Origin of the sequence: Pseudarthrobacter sp. J1738 (assembly GCF_050490315.1) — a bacterium.
GTDB lineage: Bacteria > Actinomycetota > Actinomycetes > Actinomycetales > Micrococcaceae > JBNPEO01.
Genome location: NZ_JBNPEO010000008.1, coordinates 23,806 through 38,608 on the forward strand (window position 1 = coordinate 23,806; position 14,803 = coordinate 38,608).

The 14,803-nt window shown below is 62.2% G+C and carries 13 protein-coding genes; 2 read left to right on the plus strand and 11 right to left on the minus strand.

Annotation, left to right across the window (positions count from 1 at the left end; all coding sequences use genetic code 11):
* Positions 1-81: 81 nt before the first annotated feature.
* Positions 82-1,650, minus strand: coding sequence for a PLP-dependent aminotransferase family protein (locus ACQR35_RS10860; RefSeq protein WP_430270033.1), 1,569 nt, complete (start codon positions 1,648-1,650; stop codon positions 82-84).
* 60 nt (positions 1,651-1,710) lie between these two features.
* Between ACQR35_RS10860 and ACQR35_RS10865 the strand changes: the two genes are divergently transcribed.
* Positions 1,711-2,316 (plus strand): YczE/YyaS/YitT family protein, encoded by a 606-nt coding sequence (locus ACQR35_RS10865; RefSeq protein WP_430270034.1) that lies wholly within the window; start codon positions 1,711-1,713, stop codon positions 2,314-2,316.
* 68 nt (positions 2,317-2,384) lie between these two features.
* Here the strand turns inward: ACQR35_RS10865 and ACQR35_RS10870 are convergent, their stop codons facing one another.
* The 7 genes from ACQR35_RS10870 to ACQR35_RS10900 form a co-directional block, all read right to left on the minus strand.
* Complete coding sequence (locus ACQR35_RS10870; protein WP_430270035.1) at positions 2,385-3,260, minus strand: DNA-formamidopyrimidine glycosylase family protein; 876 nt, start codon at positions 3,258-3,260, stop codon at positions 2,385-2,387.
* Positions 3,253-8,310, minus strand: a complete 5,058-nt coding sequence (locus tag ACQR35_RS10875) for an ATP-dependent helicase (RefSeq protein WP_430270036.1) — start codon at positions 8,308-8,310, stop codon at positions 3,253-3,255. The genes ACQR35_RS10870 and ACQR35_RS10875 overlap by 8 nt, the downstream gene beginning before the upstream one ends.
* Before the next feature lie 30 nt (positions 8,311-8,340).
* Positions 8,341-9,021, minus strand: a complete 681-nt coding sequence (locus tag ACQR35_RS10880) for a DUF4232 domain-containing protein (RefSeq protein ID WP_430270037.1) — start codon at positions 9,019-9,021, stop codon at positions 8,341-8,343.
* A 248-nt stretch (positions 9,022-9,269) separates the two neighbouring features.
* Positions 9,270-10,034: a YcnI family protein gene (locus ACQR35_RS10885; RefSeq protein ID WP_430270038.1), complete on the minus strand. Its 765-nt coding sequence runs from the start codon at positions 10,032-10,034 to the stop codon at positions 9,270-9,272.
* A gap of 115 nt (positions 10,035-10,149) precedes the next feature.
* Positions 10,150-10,782: a hypothetical protein gene (locus ACQR35_RS10890; RefSeq protein WP_430270039.1), complete on the minus strand. Its 633-nt coding sequence runs from the start codon at positions 10,780-10,782 to the stop codon at positions 10,150-10,152.
* Between the two features lie 70 nt (positions 10,783-10,852).
* Positions 10,853-12,007 carry a cation:proton antiporter gene (locus ACQR35_RS10895; RefSeq protein WP_430270040.1) on the minus strand — a complete coding sequence of 385 codons (1,155 nt, stop codon included), beginning with the start codon at positions 12,005-12,007 and terminating at the stop codon, positions 10,853-10,855.
* 154 nt (positions 12,008-12,161) lie between these two features.
* Positions 12,162-12,329: a hypothetical protein gene (locus ACQR35_RS10900; RefSeq protein ID WP_430270041.1), complete on the minus strand. Its 168-nt coding sequence runs from the start codon at positions 12,327-12,329 to the stop codon at positions 12,162-12,164.
* Between the two features lie 158 nt (positions 12,330-12,487).
* Between ACQR35_RS10900 and ACQR35_RS10905 the strand changes: the two genes are divergently transcribed.
* Positions 12,488-12,757: a hypothetical protein gene (locus tag ACQR35_RS10905; protein WP_430267484.1), complete on the plus strand. Its 270-nt coding sequence runs from the start codon at positions 12,488-12,490 to the stop codon at positions 12,755-12,757.
* A gap of 372 nt (positions 12,758-13,129) precedes the next feature.
* On the opposite strand, the gene ACQR35_RS10910 is transcribed toward ACQR35_RS10905, so the two are convergent.
* The 3 genes from ACQR35_RS10910 to ACQR35_RS10920 are packed head-to-tail and all read right to left on the minus strand — an operon-like array spanning position 13,130 to position 14,712.
* Complete coding sequence (locus ACQR35_RS10910) at positions 13,130-13,525, minus strand: DUF6093 family protein (protein WP_430270042.1); 396 nt, start codon at positions 13,523-13,525, stop codon at positions 13,130-13,132.
* Entirely contained in the window at positions 13,526-13,840 is a 315-nt protein-coding gene (locus tag ACQR35_RS10915; RefSeq protein WP_430270043.1) for a hypothetical protein, read from the minus strand.
* A complete protein-coding gene (locus ACQR35_RS10920; protein WP_430270044.1) occupies positions 13,840-14,712 on the minus strand; it encodes a phage major capsid protein in 873 nt (290 codons plus the stop codon). The genes ACQR35_RS10915 and ACQR35_RS10920 overlap by 1 nt, the downstream gene beginning before the upstream one ends.
* Between the last annotated feature and the right edge of the window lie 91 nt (positions 14,713-14,803).

Genomic DNA, 14,803 nt, shown 5'->3' on the forward strand with positions numbered 1-14,803 from the left:
TAAGAGAACGACGCTAAGCACCGACCTCGCGGGATGGGGATGGGGATGGGGAAGGGGAAGTCGCGGGGAGGGCAGACTGGGCTAGGCGATTGCGGCGGGGCGCTCGGTGATGTCCTGGGTTGACGACTTGCTCAGAGAGGCTCGTAGTTTTGGTGCGGTCTCGAGTCGGGCCTGCATTTCTTTGAGGGCCAGCACGGCTTCGCGAAGCTGCTCTGCCGGCAGGGTAAATGGCAAGCGCAAGTGTCTTTCAAAGGCGCCGCCAATGCCAAATCGGGGTCCGGCGGCTAAACGAATTCCGTATTCGGGCCCAAGCACCGTCAGTGCGGTGCTGAGTTCCCCGGGCAGCGCGCACCACACTGTGAGCCCGCCGCCGGGCTGTTCGGGACGCCACGTGGGCAGGTGTTCTGCGAGTAATTCCATCAACGCATCACGGTTCCTGCGCAGCTGGGTGAGCCTTGCCGGAAGCGGCTCGCGGAGTTCGCGGACCAAGTGGGTTGCCGCAAGTTGATCCACTACCGGCCCGCCCAAGTCCATGGGGGTCCGGGCGGCGGCCAAGCGTTGAATAGTGGCACTGGAGGCCCGGATCCAGCCGACTCGGAGGCCCGCCCAATGGGACTTGCTGAGCGATCCGATGGACAACACCTCGGTACCAAAACTGGACATCGGGGCAGCGCTGACGCCGTCCAGATTCACTTCGCGTAAGGTCTCGTCAATCACCAAAACGGTCCCCGAGGCAGCGGCAGCGCGCACCACCCGTCTGCGCTGAGAATCCGTCATCAACCGTCCAGTCGGGTTGTGAAAATCAGGGACGAGATACGCCAAAGCGGGCTTGTGCTGGGCCAGCGCTTCCTCCAAGGCGGGCACGTCCCAACCCTGATTCGGGTCCTTCGCCAAGGGAACGGGTAGGGCCCGGCAGCCAGCTGCGTTGATGGCATCCAGAGCGTTCGGGTAGCTGGGGTGGTCCACCAGGACTTTGGCCCCGCGGGCCGCGAAAGTCCGCAGGATCACATTCAGAGCATGCTGCGCGCCGGACGTGATGATCAATTGCGAAGCATCGGTGGGGACGGACTGTGCCGCGTAGTAGTCCGCCACGGCTTGGCGCAGCGCCGGCAGCCCAAGAGCGTCGTAACCAAAACCAGGTAAGAGCGCCGGCAATTCCGTCAGGGCCGCCGCAAACCCGCGGTGAACCACTTCTCCGCTCGCGGGCAATGACGCGTAGGCCAGGTCAATAACTCCCTCGGGCGGAGCCAGGCCAGGGGCCCCGGAAAGTCCGACGGCGGCACTTAGGTAAGTGCCGCCGTCGCCCATTGCTCGGTGAGACTTGGCGGTAGTTGGCCGCGCATTTTGCCGTGTGGCAGAGTAGCTGGAACCCAGCGTCCCGGGCACACAGGTCCTGGCTCGGCCGCCTTGTGGGCCGGCGATGAATTCTTCTCGGCGGAGTTCTGCGTAGGCGGCGGTCACGGTGGTTCGGCTCAGGCCCAGCGTTTCTGCGAGCGAGCGTTCACTGGGTAGGGCCGTGCCCAGAGGGAGCCGGCCGTCGAGGATCAGGAGCCGGATAACCTCGGCGAGCTCACGGTACGCGGGGGAGACGCCGTGGTTCCAGATGCCAAGGAGTCGGCTGAGTGAACTTGCTGCAAGGGCGGAAGGCATAAGGCCAGTATCTCAAAGTGGCTATGGAATACAAGGCCAGTTTGCTTGGACAATAGATGCATGATGTTCCGCAGACTCCTTCAACTATTCGCCGGCTTGGCCCTTTACGGCATTTCCCTGGCGATTTTTATTCGTGCCGCCGTGGGTCTGGATCCGTGGGACGTTTTCCACCAAGGGTTGGCTAGCCGCATCCACCTGAGCATTGGCACGGTGGTGGTGATGATGAGTTTTGTGGTGCTGCTCTTGTGGATTCCGCTGCGGCAAAAGCCCGGGTTTGGAACCTTGTGCAACGCCGTTTTGGTAGGGGTTTTTGCCGATATTGGGCTCGCGATCATCCCGCAGGTCAACGGATTTGTGCTCCAACTCGCGGTGATGGTTGCCGCCGTGGTGCTCAACGCAGTGGCCACTGCTTGCTACATTGGTGCACGTTTTGGTCCCGGCCCGCGAGATGGCCTAATGACGGGGTTGGCCCGCCGATCCGGCTGGTCTGTAAGGGTTGCACGCACCAGCATCGAGGTCCTCGTTTTGGTGATCGGGTGGTTACTCGGCGGCACGGTGGGCATTGGAACTGTGGTCTACGCCTTGGCCATTGGACCACTGGTGCATTGGTTGTTGCCGAAGTTTATGGTGCATGACCCCAAAGCCGTGGCACTCTCCCCGGAGTAGCCCCCTTAACATTCGCCGAGGTCGGTGCATCGGCGCGTTCTCCCCGTTAATTTCCGGGGTAAACGGAGCTATGCACCGACTTCGGCGCGAGGGGGAGGCTGGCAGGTGGGGCAGAAGAATATGTTGCGCTCTTCGCCGACCCCGCCGCTCGTCAAGCCGTCGGTGCCCAGCACGTCACGGGTGCCCAGAAGCTCGCGACGCACCGGGGTTCCGCAGCGCCGGCAAGGTTGATGTTGCCGCCCGTAAACCCAATACCCGGGCCGAACGCCAAGAGCTGCGGCTCTGGGACCAAGAGTGTTCCGGATTCCGCTGCCCCTGTTCGCTTGGAGCAACTCGTGGGCGAATCCGATCAGCTCAGCCGGATCCGGCACCGAAGCTACCGGAGTGCTCGGGTGAATGCCGGCCAGAAAACACGCCTCGCAACGGTAAATGTTCCCCACACCAGCCATCACTCGTTGGTCGAGCAGCACCACGCCAACGGGAGTCTTGGGCCACGCGAGCATTCGCCGGAGGGCTTTGTCAGAATCCCATTCCGGGCCCAGAAGATCGGGCCCCAAATGGCCCAGGGTTTTCTCTTCGGCAGCTGTGGGAATGACCTCGAGTATGCCTAGTGAAAATCCGACGACGTCACTTTCGGCGGTGCGTAGAACACACCTTGCGGTGTGGCCGGGTTTACGCCACTTACCGCCGGTTGGATAAACCTGCCATGAGCCTTCCATTTTCAGGTGTGAATGAATCGTGAGTCCGCCCGGGGACCCAACAGCGGGTGGCTGAACCCGGATCAGAAGGTGTTTGCCTCGAGGGAGAGCTTCCAACACGGTCCAGCCGGCTAGGTTCAAGGTGGCGAACCGGGGTACGCGGAAGTCGCTCGAGACGAGTACGCGGCCTGCCAACGCGGAGTGAAGTTCCCGGGCCGCCCGCCAGACGGAATCGCCCTCAGGCACGGATCCGCAATCCGCGTGGTGTTGAGTACGCACCGGCGGCGGCGAGGGCGGCGGCGAGTGGGGTGTCTAGAAGATCGTGGCCGTTGACCTTTTCCATGGCGAGTTTGTCCACGGCGCCGCGCTTGACTACATCAACTAGTGCTTCCGCGGCGGGCACTAGAACTTCATCGGCGTCGGAGAAAGCCAGAAGCGTTTTACCGCCACGCTCAACGTAGAGAACTAACGCCCCGTCAACCATCACTACTAGTGCCCCGGCTTTGCGGCCTGGGCGGTGACCGGATCCGGCGTCGGCCACGGGGGCGGGCCAGGGGAGTGCAGCGCCGTAGGGGTTCGCCGGGTCAGTGGCGGCGAGGGCGATGGTCTCGTGTGGTGCGGGATCGTTGGGGGCACGCAATTGGGTGTCTTCGCTGAAGGAACGCAGCCGGTCAACCGTGGCCGGGACGGCGAACTGTGCTGCGCCGAGGTGTTCGATGAAGTATCCGCGCCGGCAGCGTCCTGCTTCCTCGAGCCGCGCCAGAACTTTGTACATGAGCCCGAATCCGCCGGGAATCTGCTCGGCCATCACCGAACCGCGTGTGACTACCCCGTAGCGGTCCAACATCAGTTCGGCTGTGGCGTGGGCGTGGATGGTGGGGTCAAGGGCGGGGATGGGCAGCGCTGACCAGCGCCCCGCGGCCAAGGGTGGTGTGTTGGATTCTGCGCTGTAACCGGACCCGGCGAGCCCGGCACCGCGCAGTCCAGAGCCCAGACGCCCCGCCCCGCCGTACGTGGGACCTCCGCCGTACGTGGGACCCCCGCCATAGGTAGGGGCCCCTCCGTAAGTAGAAGAAACACCCAACCTTCCAGCCCGCAATGACCGAGCCCGGGCCGGCCGGGAAGTAATTTTGTGAGCCGTTTTGCCGCCGTCCAGCAGTGCACGCACTGGCGCAAAAGTGTCTCCAGTGATCCGCCCGGCCCAGACCAGATCCCAGAGTGCCGCCACAATTTCTGAGTCACTGAGGACAGCGTCCATACCCTCGGCAATGTCTTTGAGTTGCCGGAAGAAGTAGGCTCCGCCGCCTGCTTGGAGGTGTTCCAGGACGCGTTCGGCGGCGCTTCCGGGCACGTATTCGGGGTCTGGGTTGAGTGTGAGTTGGTTGGATTCGGCGAGGTGTAGCCGGATCCAACCGTCGTTTCCGGGCAAGGCTCCGGCGCCGGACCATTGGATTTCGCCGGCGGCCATGAGCTCGTCCAGCATGGCTGGGGCGTAGTCCTGCACGCGGTTAGCCAGAATGAGCGGTTCCCAGGCCGACGCCGGAATGGGCACCCCGGCGAGTTGGTCCACTGCCGTAAGAATTCCGTCCAGGCCGCGCAAGGAACTGCGTTTTCCGTAGGCGGCGGCGTGTTGCCAAGTGGGTAAAAAGCGGCCATAAGCGGCGGTGTCCACGGGCTCGACTTCTGCGCGCAACACGGCGAGGGAGCGCCGTCGTAATCGCCGCAAGACTTCCGAATCGCACCACTCGGTGGGCGCAGCACTGGTAACAGCCCCAGCCGCAGCAGAATCCGCAGCAACACCATCTGTTTCGGCAACACGGTGTGGACGGAACTCGCCCTCCACCACACGGCCCGCGCCAGCGAGTTGGCGCAAAGCCCCCTGCACCACGGCGCTGCCTAGCCCCAAACGTGCGGCGACCTCTGCGGCGGTGAACGGGGCGTGGGTGCGCGCATACCGGGAAACCAGATCGCCTAGCGGATCGGCAACTGGCTCAATAAACGCGTTCGGAATACCCATCGGCAACGGCACACCCAGGGCGTCGCGCAACCGCGCGGCATCCTCCACGGCGGCGAACCGCTCACTCCCAGCGATACTCACGCTCAAGGCGCGCTTTGCCTTGAGCAGCGCATTGACGTGTTCGACGGCGGCAATACCGAGTGCCTCACTGACCGCTGTTTCACTCGCTTCAGCCGTGGGCGCCTTTTGTGTGGCAGGTTCCAGTTCCAGCCGTGCGGCGATCTCCGCAACGCTTAGTGGCCCCAAGAGTCGGAGCAGGTCCGCAACTCCTTCTACACCGCGGGCTTTGCGGTCCGGGGCTAGGCGTTGGAGTTCCTTCTCGGTGGTCTCAATAACTGCAGCGTCGAGGAGTTCGCGTAGTTCGGCCCGGCCCAATAGTTCGTTGAGCAGAGTCGGATCCAAAGAAAGCGCAGCGGCCCGGCGTTCGGCCAGCGGTGAGTCGCCTTCATAGAGGAATTGGGCCACGTAGCCAAAGAGGAGTGACTTGGCGAAGGGCGAGGGCTGCGCGGTGGTGGTGTGGACCATCCGTAGTTCGCGCCGTTCAATCTGCGCCGCGATGTCTTTGAGCGCTGGCAGGTCGTAAACATCCTGCAGGCATTCCCGGACGGTTTCGAGGACGATCGGGAAGGTAGGGTACTTTTTGGCGACGTCTAGTAGTGCGGCGGCGCGTTGGCGTTGTTGCCAGAGGGGTTGGCGTTTGCCGGGGGTTTGACGCGGTAGCAGCAGGGCGCGGGCTGCGCATTCCCGGAAACGGGCGGCAAAGAGCGCACTTCCGCCCACCTCGGTGGTGACGATTGCTTCGAGCTCGTCCGGTTCAAAGATGAATAGTTCGGCGCCGGGTGGTTCGTCGTCCATCATGGGAACGCGCAACACAATGCCGTCGTCTGCGGCCATCGCTGAACCGTCCAGGCCGTAGCGTTCGTGTAATCGACGGCCCACCGCGAGGGCCCATGGTGCGTGCACGGGCATGCCGAACGGGCTGTGGAGGATTACTCGCCAATCGCCGAGTTCGTCGTGGAATCTTTCCACCACGAGGGTGCGGTCGTTGGGGACAACTTCGGTGGATTGGCGCTGCTCGGTGAGGTAGCTGATGAGGTTCCCGGCGGCGAAGTCATCCAGCCCGGCGGCGCTGCAACGCGCAGTGGCGGTTTCGACGTCGGACGTTGAAAGTTCCCGGATGAAGGCACCCAAGGCGCGGCCCAACTCCACGGGCCGGCCTAGGGAATCGCCTTTCCAGAACGGTAGTTTCCCGGGCTGGCCGTAGGCGGGGGAGACCAGGACGCGGTCGTGGGTGATGTCCTCGATCCGCCAGCTGGTGGCACCGAGTGCGAACACGTCGCCCACACGGGATTCGTAGACCATTTCCTCGTCCAGCTCGCCCACACGTTTGCTGGATTTGGGGTCCTGATCGCCCACCAAATACACACCAAATAGCCCGCGGTCTGGGATGGTTCCGCCGGAGACAACGGCCAAGCGTTGGGCGCCGGGCCGGCCTTCGATGGTTCCGGCGTTGCGGTCCCACACAATCCGGGGACGCAGCTCGGCGAACTCGTCCGAGGGGTACCGCCCGGCGAGTAGGTCAAGGGTTGCGTTGAAGGCGGAGCGTGGGAGCCCGGCGAAGGGCGCGCTGCGGCGGACGACGTCGAACCAGTGGTCCACATCTAGGGAACCTAACGCTGTGGCCGCCACGGTTTGTTGGGCCAAAATGTCCAGCGGGTTTTGCGGGATGGAGAGGCGTTCAATTTTGCCGCTGAGCATACGTTCCACCGTGACGGTGGTGTGCAGGAGGTCAGCGCGGTGTTTGGGGAAGAGGACGCCTTGGCTGATTTCGCCGACTTGGTGGCCGGCGCGCCCCACACGTTGAAGTCCGCTGGCCACCGAGGGCGGAGATTCGACCTGGATGACCAGGTCCACGGCGCCCATGTCGATGCCGAGCTCAAGGGAGGAAGTTGCTACAACGCAACGGAGCCGCCCGGATTTGAGGTCGTCTTCAATGGTGGCTCGCTGGTCTTTGGAGACTGAGCCGTGGTGAGCTCGCGCCAAGATAGGGTCGGCACCGGTGGTGGCGCCAGCTTGAGCCATCACTTGCGCGGGCGGTGCGGTTTTAGTGGCCGCGACACCCGGTGCAGCTTTACCAGGCAGCGCAGTTACATCAATATCCCAGCCGCCTTCAGCTTCCATCAATTGCCGTGCGGCGTAGATTTCGTTGAGCCGTGCTGTGAGCCGCTCGGCCAGGCGGCGTGAGTTGGCGAACACAATGGTGGACTGATTTTTCAGTACTAGGTCAACGATTTTCTCTTCCACATGCGGCCAAATGGATGCTTGTGGTTGGAGTCCGGAGGCTGGTCCAAGATCGTGTGCTGCGGCAGCGGCGGGGAGATCTGACATGTCCTCCACAGGTACGCTGACGGCCAGGTCCCAGGTCTTCGAAGCCGGTGGCGCAACAATTTTTACCGGTGCTGAGCCGGCCAAAAATTGTGCCACAAGCTCGTGTGGCTCAACCGTTGCTGAGAGGCCGATCCGCTGGACAGGTTTGTCCAACAAAGCGTCCAGGCGTTCAAGTGAAACGGCAAGGTGAGCCCCGCGTTTAGTCCCGGCCACGGCGTGAACCTCATCAATGATGACGGTGTCCACCTCAGCCAAGGTTTCACGCGCTTTGGAGGTCAGCATCAAAAAGAGCGACTCGGGTGTGGTGATCAGAATGTCTGGCGGGTTGCTCAAGAGGGTGCGGCGTTCGGCCGCGGTGCTATCTCCAGAGCGCACACCAACTGTGACGCTCGGGGCAGGGAGGCCCAGCATTTTGGCAGTTTGCGTGATCCCAATAAGCGGCGCACGGAGGTTGCGTTCCACGTCAACGCCCAGGGCCTTGAGCGGGGAAATGTAGAGGACCTTGGTTTTGCACTTTGGCGCTCTTGGAGCTTTGGACGCCTTGGCAGCAGGGGGAGATTCGGCGCCTGTTCCAGATGCGCCTGTTCCAGATCCGGCGGGTTCGCTTGGTGTGAGCGGGGCAGCGTCAACCATCAGCGGCAACTCTGTTTGCCCGGCAGTTTGGGCCCGCCCAATAAGCCCGTCCAAGGCCCACAAAAAAGCGGCGAGAGTTTTACCCGAACCTGTGGGGGCAACAACTAGTGCGTGGCTGCCGGAGGAGATGGCGTCCCAAGCTCCAGATTGTGCTGGGGTGGGCGCCTTAAAAGCGCCCAGGAACCATTGACTGGTTGCTGGGCTAAAACGGTCCATCACGGCGGCGGCGTGGCCGTTGTTTGATTGCCCTGCGCGCATTTTTACATCATGCCTTACCGCGCCGACACTTTAGCCAGCTTGGTAAATCCCCAAGGTCAGCAAAGCAATCTGGGTGTTGGCGCAGGCAGCCATGGGACGAGCAATAAACACGGAGCCGGTGTCCTCTGGAGGGTAGATCCGGATGCCAGCGGCCTGAACTTGTTGGCAGCCTTGGTACTTCCCGGGTTGGTTGTATTGCAGCACTGCGTGGCCGGACTGGCCTGGCTTGAGGATCACGTCAACGGGGGTTTCGGCTGTCCGGTCCGCGGGTTTGCCGATCGGTTCGCCCGTGGGGCCCGCGGTGAGGGAAACGCCCGAGTACCCCTTCAGGAGGCAGTTGCTGGTGCCCTTGTTGGTGAGAATGAGCTTGATGTAATTGCTTCCGGCTGCGCCGCCACCGGTGCCGTCGGTGCTCGCGGTGAGGTTGGCGGAGACACAGCGCGGTGGAGTTCCGGCTTGCGCTGCCGCCGGAGTGGTAGCGGAAGGCTTGGTGGTAGAGCTGGGGCTGGCGCTGCTGCTGGCCGTCTGGGTGGCCGACGCCGACGCGCTTGCCGAAGCGCTGTCCGTTGAGGGTGCGGGCGAGGATGATTGGCTCGAATTACTCGATGTTGATGAAGGTGCTGGGGCCGCCGGGGCGCACCCTGCCATTGCGAGTGCGGCAATGGCCAGCGAGGTGGCGGGGATCAGGAATCGGGCCTTCAGCATGCTCATGGTCACCAATCTACTTTCCCCGTTGCCCTAGTCAACGAATTACGGGCCACCGCAGCTTATTGACGCCCGGATTGTGACGTGGTGCCGCCGTTAATGTTCGACGGCGGCCCCCCACCCCGTCCTCACCCTCCCCCCAGTCGGTGTTTTGTCCAGTCCGAATCTTCGCCGAGGTCGGTGCTTGGCTCCGATTACCCCGTAAAAAGACGGGGATCTCGGCGGTCAGCACCGACCTCGCGAAGAAATGATGTCTACTTCGCTGAAGTGGCACCCGCAGCGCGGCGGCTCCGGACGGACTTGAACAGTGCCGCCCCACCCATCACAAGCCCTGCCAGCCCGGCAAGCAAGCCAGCCCAGCTGCGGCCGGAGGCACCGCCGTCGTCCGTTGAAGCAGGGCTGGTAGCCGCGGTAGCCGTTGAGTCCTGGTCGGTGCCGTGGCCGGTGCCGTGCTCTGAACTGGTGGCGCTCGCAGCAGTGATTTCAAAGGACGGTGCCGGTGCGTCCAGCGTTTCCGGATCCTGGCCTTCCTTGGCTACCTGTGACCAGTCCGTTTGGCCCTTCTCGCAGTTCTGGAGAGTGGGGAAAATCAGGGTGGTTCCGGCGGCGTCGGGGACCTTCAAGGAGAGGACTAGGGTGTCTCGGTAACCGTCCGGGAGGGGTGTTTTTGCCGTGTAAACAACCTTGCTGGTGCGTTCGGTGATGCTGTTGCGGGTTGCCAGTTTTTTGGGCTGGGCCAGCTTTTCGGTCACCTTGGCCACTGTCCAGTTGGGGTTCACCGTGGGGGTGACTTGGTCGATCTGTTCAGGCAGCGTGATGGTGACTTTGGTTGTGGGTGAGCCTTCGCAACCGTGCGGGACGGCGAACGTCAGCAGCGCGTAGGAATTTGCTTCGGTTTTATCCGGGGTGACTCCAACGTGCGCGGATGCGGCGGTGACGCCGGCCAGCAACAGGACGGCGGTGCTGGCGGTGACGGCTGCGCCGGTGTTCATGGCGCGGCGGAATGTGGTGTGTTTCATCAGGAATGCCTTTCGGGCGCGCAGTAGTTGCGCAAAAGTGGTTGACCGCCACCGGGCCCTGAGACGGGTAGTACGGAAACGGGTTCCTACGGAATCGGGTTCCTGCAGTGGCGGTTTAGTACAGCGGGAGGGGCGCGCCGAGAGGTGGCCCGCGGTGCCGATCGCGCCGAAGGTTTCGCCAGGGAAGTTGTGCCGGTACGCGCGGTTCCGTGCGTGGCAGCGGTGCGCGTACGACGTCGGGCCCTACCGTAAGCGGCAAGGTCACCAAGGGGCGTAACCACGCCGCCAGTGCCCACAAAGCGGATTCGCCCTTGGCGAGGAGGAGCCCGGTGCAGATGGTTGCGATGGCGTGGGCCATCAGCATGGTGGCGCCGGGTGCGGAGCTCAATTCTTGAGCATGTTCAACCAGCGAATGGGCGGTGTGATCACTGACCGCAGCTAGCGCCGGAACCGAGTGGTGCCCGGTCTGGACTGTTGAGGCGATGGCGCTTCCGGTCCCTTGGAACGCGGTGAAGGCTTCGTGAAGCGCCAACTGGCCGGCGCTCAGTGCGGCTGTTGTGGTGACGATGTTGAGTTTGATGCGCGTCAGTAGCGTGGACGCGAGCCCGGTCAGTGCGATCAGCGCAATAACGATGACTATCGGGGGCAATGCGCCGCCGGAATAGACGTGCGCGCCGGCGGAGAGGGACACTGAGGCCACGGCTAGGGTGGCGGTCCGGAGCGCGTGGAAGGGTGGGCGCTTGTGCACGCGTAACACCTTTCCTCGCCGGCTGAAACTCAGAACCGATTCTATCGGCATCCGGGATGTGGTGTGGACGCTAGGTGGCAGGGTTCGTGGCAGAACTTTTGCGCTGCTTTGAGGCGAGCCGCGAGCCGGCGATTGCCGCAGCGGCGATGGTCACGAGTGCGCCCAGAACTAGGGCGGCTGGTTCGCCAGGCTGCAGGACTCCCAGCTGATTGCCCACGGTTGCCGCGGCCACGGGGACACCTAGCTGGGTGGCGGCCAGAACGCCCAGCGGGATGCCTTGGTGCAGCAGAAAGTTGAGGCAGTGGACCAGTACCGCGCCGGCGCCTAAGGCTAGTCCTAGGGCGATCATGGTGGGGTGATCCCACAGTTCGCGGAGGTTGAGGGAAGCGCCGAGCCATACAAAAAATAGTGGGCCTAAAAAGCCGTCGGAGAGGGCAAATAGTTGGTGGGCTAGGCGGCGTGGTTCGCCAACGGCGGCCACCACCAAGCCAAAGGAGAATCCGGCCAACAAAACTGACACGTGCCCGTAAGCGGCGATTCCGGCAAGGGCGAAGAGGAGCATCAACTGGATCCGCAGTTCCAGGGCCAAGCCGTGGCGTTCGGAGAGGCGGTGCACCAGAAGTCGGGTGCCGCGCTGTTCCCAGTGGCGCAGGAGAACAAACAGGAGCGCCGAGCATGCTGCCACTACTAGGGCGCCGGCAGCGGCGCGGACAGCATTGTCCGGGTCGATGGCTAGCGGCAGGGCCACAATGCAGGCAATGTCAGCCACAGCTACTTGGGCTGTGAGGGCCAGAATGTTGGGGCCTTGGAGTTTCATCGAGTAGATGATCGGCAGGACTAACGCGGCCGAGGATGACGCCAATAGGACGATGTATAGGGGAGCGTGCCCGGTGCCGAACACGGCGGCAATGAGGACGCCGAGTGCACCGGCGCCCACTGCGGCAACGATCGCTTGGGTGGCACCTTTTTTGAGGACGCCCCGAATGTCTAAGTTTCTGAGGGGGAGGTGGCTGCCTGCGACGAACATCATGAGCGCAAAGCCGATGTCCGCGAGCCATGTGAAGGTGGGCTCTGCGGAATCCACCCAGGCCAGTCCGCTGCGGCCAATCACCAGTCCGGCCAGTAGCTGGCCGAGGACCACCGGAATGTTCCAACGTTTGGGTAGCGTCAGTAGCGGGCCCAAAAGTGCGACGGCGGAGATGAGTGCCAGCGTAAAGAACGTCACGGGCGCTACCTCCTTCGCTATGGGACTGTTGGGCGCAGACTGTCACCTAACCGTGCCAGAAGAAGGTGATTGTGCCTATATGTGTTCGAAGAGTGGCTGATCAGGTGGGGCTCACCTTGGGGCCGCGTGCAGGCGACCCACTACACGTGACCCACTACAAGTGACACAGGCACGTACAAATAGGTTCAGCCGGCCAAAAGTCGATGTCCGGCTCCAGCTCGTCGAAGCGCTGCGGAATGTCCCGGGGAGGGGTGATTTTTGGTGCTGGTCTGTTGAGCTTTTCCATCATCTCGTTGAAGCGTTGGCCGTCCTGCTTGTACATGCCAAGGACGGTAGCAGCGGGCTCTGACATTGGGGTTGGGGGACAGTTAACGGGCTGAGGCAGCTGCTGCCACGACTACTCGTGTTGCGTCGTTCTCTGCGGGACCGGCAACCGTGTACCCGGTTGCGACGGTCACGGTTCAAAGCTAGGCGCAGCGATTGAGTGGCCGCTGGTCGGTTCGTATTGTTGCCACCGGCGCTGTGAAAGCGAGCGCGAGCGGGCAGAGTTACGTCCGTGTGGTTCCACGCCCGACGTCGGCCCGTCCGGTGAGCAAGTTGAACTGCCCGTCATGGGTGCCCATCAAGGGGAACCAGACCAAGATTTATCACATGCCGGGTCAGGCTTTTTATAGCCGCACTACCCCGGTGGTTTGCTTCTCCACAGAGCGTGCCGCTGTTCAGGCTGGATACCGCAAGTCCAAGCGGTAAGTCTGACAGTCGTTTTGCGTTAGTAGCGGCGGGCGAAGAGACGGTCTCATTTTAGATAAAACAAAACCCCTGTTTCCCTTGTAAACAAAGGGAAACAGGGGTTTTGCATTTGGCGGTGACGGTGGGATTTGAAGCCTTATTTGTGTCCAGTGAACTAGCGACTTCCGCACAATCTAGGAGTTTTTTCATCACTCAGAGTCACCACAAACACAGTGTTTCAGGCTCAAATGTGCCCAAAATGTGCCCACTAAAAACCAAGAAGGACCCCCACCGAAGTGGAGGTCCATCTGGTTGGCGCTGGGATCCGCTATCAAGATGCCCATCGTTCCTTGTCCCGGTAGGAATAGTAAAACCCGGGGGCGACGTTGACGCCTAACCGGTCACTTGCTCAACTTTGAGACGCTGCGCCGTGGCGTAGGTCTTGTCAAAGAGTGCAGTGATCCGGAGCTTGTTCCCGATCCGCCCGGGATCCAGTGGCGAGGCAACAACGGTTGCTACGTCACCGATTCCGAAGGGGCCGGCGTTGACTGGTAGGTGCAGGCTCATGGATTGAACCGTGAATTCGTGCGAACCGGCCAGTGGTGTTGAAGCTGCTGGAGCATTGACTTGAACTTTGCCTTTGCCGGTCCAGATCAGTGTTAGACCCGGTGAGACCACACCGGTGTCCGGATCCGTTACCGGCTCACCAGGGCGCTCCACTTTGTACGTGTCGATGAACGTGGCTTGAGCTGCAAGCCGTCCTGCCTTGAGAGCCGTTACGGGGTCCATCTAGCCCACCCTGCGCCGGTACAAGTTCAGGACGGCCAGCTCCGGGAGCGTCCAGCCGTCAAGTGTGGAGAACGTCTGAGAGAAGTCATCAATCTGGATCCGCCGCGCCTGCTGTGGATTGATCGCCAGCCGGGCTGTAGAGGTCTTGATGACCGCTTCAATCTCCGGTACTGCGCCTGTTGCGTCCCAGCCGTTGCCACGCGTGTATGACTTCACAAACGCTTCGACAACGGGCAGGTGCAGGCCAGCCAGGGTGACCAACTCTAGGTCATCACCCCGGCCAAGGAAGTCCGCGATATCCTGCCCTGTCAGCATCAGAGTACGTTCGTGATCTTGACGATTGCTTCAGGGTTCAAGGCTCCGACGTCGTAGCGAGCGATGACGCGAAGTGCTTGCTGATCGTAGGCTGCGTAGGTCTCGGTGAGTACCTTGACTGACGGTGCCAGGTCGCGTGCCACGGCAACCTGAGACATGTCAGCGAGTACAACGGACTGCTGGCTCTCGCCGTCCAGCGGCAAACGGTTGGTGATAACTACCTGAGTTCCGAAGAGGCGGAATACGCCGTCTGCGGTTGCGTCCGGAGTCAGCACGTACTGGTTGGAGCCGGTGCCCTGCTTGATCTTGCGGAGGGCCGTGAAGGCCTCGGGGCGCATGAACCAGCGAAGGCCAGCAATGTTGACGTTAGCGGCCAGTGCTTTGCCCCATGCGTCCAGCAAAAGATCCAAGCTGATGGCAGCGCCGGCTGCGTCAACAACCTGAGTGCCGGCCCAGCCCAAGATTCCCTTGGGGGAGGCGATGCCGTCACCTGCGGAGCCGAAGAACGCGGCGTCAATGGTGGAGGCAACGTCTGCAACCAGGCGGTCCTTCAGTGCAGCATCCAAGGCCACGATGGACTGACGTGCGAGCTCGTTGCTGTAACGAGTGATGACCTTGACAGACTTCATCGTGGAGGGCAGCAGAACTACCTCATCGAACGTGGCGTCCTGCTCGGTGATCAGATCGTTTTCACCGTGCCATGCGGGGGAAGTTGCGGCACCCATTTTCGGGATACGGATCTGGGAGCCGTTGGTGTCAAAGATTCGAGGACCGGAGGCCAAGAAGAGTGATGCAGCTTCGAGCGGCTGGACCAGAATGGCCTGTACTTGCTCTGCTGTGAGTTCGGGTGCGGTGCTAGTGGAATTCGCCATGTTGGCTCCTTAGAAAGATGTGATTGATGGTCACGTCTTGAGCCAGTCAAGCAACGCAAAAGGGAGCCAGTCCCTACCCGCTATTATACCC

Bases quoted from the DNA above. Each gene is read 5' to 3' on its own strand.
- ACQR35_RS10860 (WP_430270033.1), bottom strand. From the start codon at position 1,650: ATGCCTTCCGCCCTTGCAGCAAGTTCACTCAGCCGACTCCTTGGCATC.
- ACQR35_RS10865 (WP_430270034.1), top strand. From the start codon at position 1,711: ATGATGTTCCGCAGACTCCTTCAACTATTCGCCGGCTTGGCCCTTTAC.
- ACQR35_RS10875 (WP_430270036.1), bottom strand. From the start codon at position 8,310: ATGCGCGCAGGGCAATCAAACAACGGCCACGCCGCCGCCGTGATGGAC.
- ACQR35_RS10880 (WP_430270037.1), bottom strand. From the start codon at position 9,021: ATGAGCATGCTGAAGGCCCGATTCCTGATCCCCGCCACCTCGCTGGCC.
- ACQR35_RS10885 (WP_430270038.1), bottom strand. From the start codon at position 10,034: ATGAAACACACCACATTCCGCCGCGCCATGAACACCGGCGCAGCCGTC.
- ACQR35_RS10900 (WP_430270041.1), bottom strand. From the start codon at position 12,329: ATGTACAAGCAGGACGGCCAACGCTTCAACGAGATGATGGAAAAGCTC.
- ACQR35_RS10910 (WP_430270042.1), bottom strand. From the start codon at position 13,525: ATGGACCCCGTAACGGCTCTCAAGGCAGGACGGCTTGCAGCTCAAGCC.
- ACQR35_RS10915 (WP_430270043.1), bottom strand. From the start codon at position 13,840: ATGCTGACAGGGCAGGATATCGCGGACTTCCTTGGCCGGGGTGATGAC.
- ACQR35_RS10920 (WP_430270044.1), bottom strand. From the start codon at position 14,712: ATGGCGAATTCCACTAGCACCGCACCCGAACTCACAGCAGAGCAAGTA.